We start from the raw sequence: 4,679 nt of genomic DNA on the forward strand, positions 1-4,679 counted from the left end.
TTGTTCCAAAATCTACTCCTGGACCTGTTCTTTTATATACATATATTGCGCCTCTATGGGCGTAAAAGTTATTAGTTGCTAAGGGCGGTGGGTGGGGCGTATTTCTAAGGCGACCCCAATGATTCCTCTTTATCTTATGGGATGTTTGGGGTGGGGGACTTCACAAGTGGGGAGTTGTTTGATATTATTTTAGCAAGTTTTAGAATTCTTTCTAAAACGAAACAAGTTTACTGATTGGGCGAAAGCCATGTGGTTTCAAGGAGAGGAGAAAGAAGATGGGTAGAGATGATGAATCTTGGAAGCGGGAGCTTAGGCAACACCAAGCCCAGAGAAAAAAGGAAAATAGTGCAGTATCTTCTAATAGCAAACCACCTCATCGTATTTCCGAGATTGAGGGCAAAGTAATAGAGGCAGAAAGTATGGGAGAAGTTTTGGATATGATTGAAACTTCCAGAAAGCAGATGCAAGAAAATATAATATCTACCGAGGAGGAACTGAACAATGCCTTGAAAACACAACAAGGTGTTGAGGTGAGATATTATAATGTCTTAGCAGAAATGGAGAGCTCAAGGGAAAAAGTGGAGAGTCTTGAGATAAGATTGAAAGCTTTAAAAACAGAGAAAAAAATGGAAGACACCTTCAGCATCCCAAGAATTATAGAAGAGTGTTCGGAAAGGCTGAAAGCACAAAAACGAAACAAGCAAAACGATGGCGATGTTGAAGAAAATGGAGGGTGGTGATGGAAAGAATTAAGGAATTGACCCAAGTTAGTTTTCTCTAACTTGGGTCTTTTCTTTTTATATCGCAGGGATCTTTTTAGGTTTTTTTCACGACATTAAATCCTTTTTTAATGCCTATCATACCTATGCCAAAGACTTTTTTTGCTATACCTGTTTCTACAAGTTTTTTTGCGATTTGGTTGATGGTTGCGCCTGATCCCACAAGGTCGTCAATAAGTAGGACATTTGTATGTCTTTCTTTATAATCAGGGATGAGAAACGACAGGTTTGCGTTTGTCACTCTTTCTTTAATGTCGCTCAAAAACTTTTGTTGCTGTGAAATCTGTCCGTGTATTTTTTGTATTTTAATAACTGGCAGGTCAGATATTTCTTTGAAACTTTTGGTGGCAATATTCATAATTTGTAATTTTCTTGTCGCGGATGGTGGGATAAAAGCAACGGCATCTATTTTCCTTTGGCGAATGTATGTGAGAAGGGGTGGAGTGAATAAATCTATCAGTTGGTCAATAAATTTTTTGTCTTTCTCTCTTCCGTCTTTTGCGATTCCCAAAAAAATTGCTTCTTTGGTTTTTCCAAAATCGGGTAATGTGTATGGCATGGCGCATACCACTTCTTGTAGGTATATTTTTTCTCCTGTTTGCTTTTGAAAGTCCTGCAATTTTTCATCAAGCACATACACTCCGTCTTTTTTGAGGGATTTTAATTCTTTTATTCTTTGTTCGTATAGTTTTATCTTTTCTTTTAGGGTATATTTTTTGAGGTTGCTTTTAGACCAAAGGGCAAAAGCTTCTGTGCCTGTGTATAGGTTGCCGATGGGGTCTTTTTTTATAAAATTGTCTTCAATGATTTTACTTTTTATCTTGTAGTCTTCGGGCACATCTTTTACAAATTGGTAATATATTTTGGGAGTTTGACCGATCTTTTCTATAGATCCATCTGTTTGTAATTCTTTGAGATATTTGTGTATGGTAACCAAGCTCAGACCCAACTCAGATTTTATTATCTTGGGTGTTGCTTGCCCTTTCTCTTTTATTATTTTTGCTATCTCTTTTTTCATTGTCCTTTAAGTATATTACATACTATTAAGCAAATCAAGTCAGTAAAATCAAGGGTTTTTTGGAAATGGGTTGAAAATAAAGGGGTTTTTGGGTTAATAGTAGGTTTTTACTATTAAGCAAATCAAGTCAGTAAAATCAAGGGTTTTTTGGAAATGGGTTGAAAATAAAGGGGTTTTTGGGTTAATAGTAGGTTTTTACTATTAAGCAAATCAAGTCAGTAAAATCAAGGGTTTTTTGGAAATAGCTTGAAAACAAAGGGGTTTTTGGGTTAACAGTAGGTTTTAATTTTTGAGTGATAGGATATAGGTAAATCATCTGATTTTGCTGCCTCGCCTCCTTACCCATCACATTATTAGCATTATATTATATATAATATATTATATATAATATAAGATAAAACCACATCATTTATTATCTATTATCGCTCGGCGGTTTCACCGCCTCGCCCCTATTTATTAACGCGAACAGCTCCGCTGTTCGCTTGGCGCAACTCGCAATCGCTCACTTCGTTCGCTTCTATTTACTATCGCTCGGCGGTTTCACCGCCTCGCCCCTATTTATTATCGCTCGTGGCTCCGCCGCTCGCTTGACGCAACTCGCAGGCTCGTTGCGGTCGGACTTGGACCTCAACAATCCATTACTTTCCTTATCTCGCGGGCTTGCAAGGGTCGGACTCACCCCCTCCAATATATCGCTATTTTGCAGGTGGGGTTAATTTTGGTTTTATATTCATTTTGTATAGCCCTTCTATGAAGTCGGTTCCGGCATATCCTGCGAGGAGCGCGAATCTTGGGTCGGTGACAAAAACTCCAGCAAATCCGCCCAAGACGATACCTGTAATCAAGCTAAATGAGAGGTATAGCAGGTCAAACTTCTTTTTACTTTTTGTGCTTTTCATAAAGCCGACAAGTCCGCGGACGAAACCGCCTATCATTCCAAGCGCTATGAAGGGAATAATCTCTACTGAAAAAATATCGGTCATATACCTTCAATAGTATCATTTTTTATGAAGGTCTTGTGAAAGTGGTGTAAAATGGTGTTTACATCAGTTTGTTCTTTGGTGTTTTTATTATGCATAAAATTCCCAGAAAATCTTTAATAAATTTGATCTTTGTTTTTGTCGCCTTTTTTATTTTTGTTGGGATTGTTGGGCTTGTCGGAATTGTTGGGGTAGAATTGCACAGCAGTGGTTCTACAGCCGAAGTCCAAGCGCAGACTACTCCCACACCGACCATTACATCGATTAGTGTGTGTGGTGAGGGCATTATTGGTCCTTGGTCAGATATCTGTCCAAGAGTTACAAACGGAGGGTCAACTTCTAACAACAAGATTGCATATATCTTGGGTTGTCGTCCAGGCAGAGCAACAAGTAACCTTAGTGTATACATAAACGATGTGTCCGTACCAGACACATTCTCAACTGGATTTTCAAACAAAAACCCATTTATAAATGAATATGCTTGTCCTTCGGCAGGTAGTGTCACAGGTGCAGGAAAGGGGTATCACATAACACTTTTGCGATCCTGGAGAACACCAAGAACTCCAGGAACATACAAGATACAAGTAGCAGAACCAGGTAGCAGTCAGAAATCAAATGCAGTAACGATTACCATAGACAAGACAGCGCCAACAATCACAGGAACGGTGCCACCAAGTACAGACAATACTTTATCTGTTCCCATCACAGTCACAGACAATGTTGGTGTTAGAACAACTGCAAAGTGGTTCCTACATACAACCAGTGCTTGTCCGACCACAGAATCGTCATATACCAATTCATTCGCCCTCTTAGGTGGTGTAGCGAGCAAAACAGCAACAATAACTGTGGCAAAACAATCAGCAGTAAGATATCTCTGTGTCCGTGCTACAGACACCGCAAATCCAGCAAATGTTTCACACGTTTATTTAGGCCAGGTTCCTGTGAGAAGTTATGGAACAACAACACCAATCACTGGTTTTGACCGTCCTCAAGGTATTGCGATAAGAGGTAATTATGCTTATGTGGTTAATCGGAATGACACTCTTTCTATAATCAACATATCAAACCCAACAAGTCCTACAGTAGTGAGTAGCCCATCAATCACTGGGTTTGACCGTCCTTATGGAATCGCCATAAAAGGCAACTATGCTTATGTTGTAAATCGTAGGGGCAACACTCTCTCCATACTTAACCTAACAAACGCAACAAGTCCTACAGCGGTGAGTAGCCCATCAATCACTGGGTTTAGTAATCCCCAAGGTATTGCAATAAGAGGTAGTTATGCTTATGTCGTAAATCGTAGGAGCAACACACTCTCCATACTTAATTTATCAAACGCAACAAGTCCTACGGTGGTGAGTAGCCCGTCAATAGCAGGGTTTAATAGTCCTTATGGAATCGCCATCAGAGGAAACTATGCTTATGTGACAAACATAAACAACACACTCTCCATACTTAACCTAACAAACGCAACAAGTCCTACGGTGGTGAGTAGCCCGTCAATAGCAGGGTTTAACCGTCCTCATGGAATCGCCGTAAAAGAAGGTAGTGGTTATGCTTATGTGGTAAACCGTGGCTCAGACAGATTGTCTATCATCAACATATCAGACAACACCATAGCATCTCGCGATGTCGCAACAACGCCAGCACCAACCAATTTGTTTAACAGTCCTCAGGGTATTGCGATAAGTGGAAACAATGCTTATATTACAAACAACAATAACACTTTCTCTGTTGTTGATATATCTACATTTACAACTCCAACGCTGCCAATAATAGACACCCCACCACCAGCACCAACGCCACCTCCAACACCCCCACCCACACAAACTGCACCAACAATCACGGCGATTGGTGTGTGTGGCAGTGGCAATGCTGCTCCTTGGAATAACAACTGTGGCA

At 40.1% G+C, this 4,679-nt stretch carries 4 protein-coding genes; 2 read left to right on the forward strand and 2 right to left on the reverse strand.

Annotated features, from left to right (window positions below):
- Nucleotides 1–275 precede the first annotated feature (275 nt).
- Complete coding sequence (locus tag OXU73_00005) at nucleotides 276–740, forward strand: hypothetical protein (GenBank protein MDD9867715.1); 465 nt, start codon at nucleotides 276–278, stop codon at nucleotides 738–740.
- Nucleotides 741–816: 76 nt separating this feature from the next.
- Here the strand turns inward: OXU73_00005 and OXU73_00010 are convergent, their stop codons facing one another.
- Both OXU73_00010 and OXU73_00015 read right to left on the reverse strand, forming a co-directional pair.
- Entirely contained in the window at nucleotides 817–1,797 is a 981-nt protein-coding gene (locus tag OXU73_00010) for a hypothetical protein (GenBank protein MDD9867716.1), read from the reverse strand.
- A gap of 695 nt (nucleotides 1,798–2,492) precedes the next feature.
- Nucleotides 2,493–2,780 carry a hypothetical protein gene (locus OXU73_00015; GenBank protein ID MDD9867717.1) on the reverse strand — a complete coding sequence of 96 codons (288 nt, stop codon included), beginning with the start codon at nucleotides 2,778–2,780 and terminating at the stop codon, nucleotides 2,493–2,495.
- Between the two features lie 122 nt (nucleotides 2,781–2,902).
- On the opposite strand from OXU73_00015, the gene OXU73_00020 reads away from it, so the two are divergent.
- A partial coding sequence (locus tag OXU73_00020; GenBank protein MDD9867718.1) for a hypothetical protein occupies nucleotides 2,903–4,679 on the forward strand: 1,777 nt, incomplete at its 3' end.

The organism is Candidatus Campbellbacteria bacterium, from assembly GCA_028817035.1.
Classification (GTDB): domain Bacteria; phylum Patescibacteriota; class Minisyncoccia; order Phycocordibacterales; family JABAAK01; genus JAPPQH01.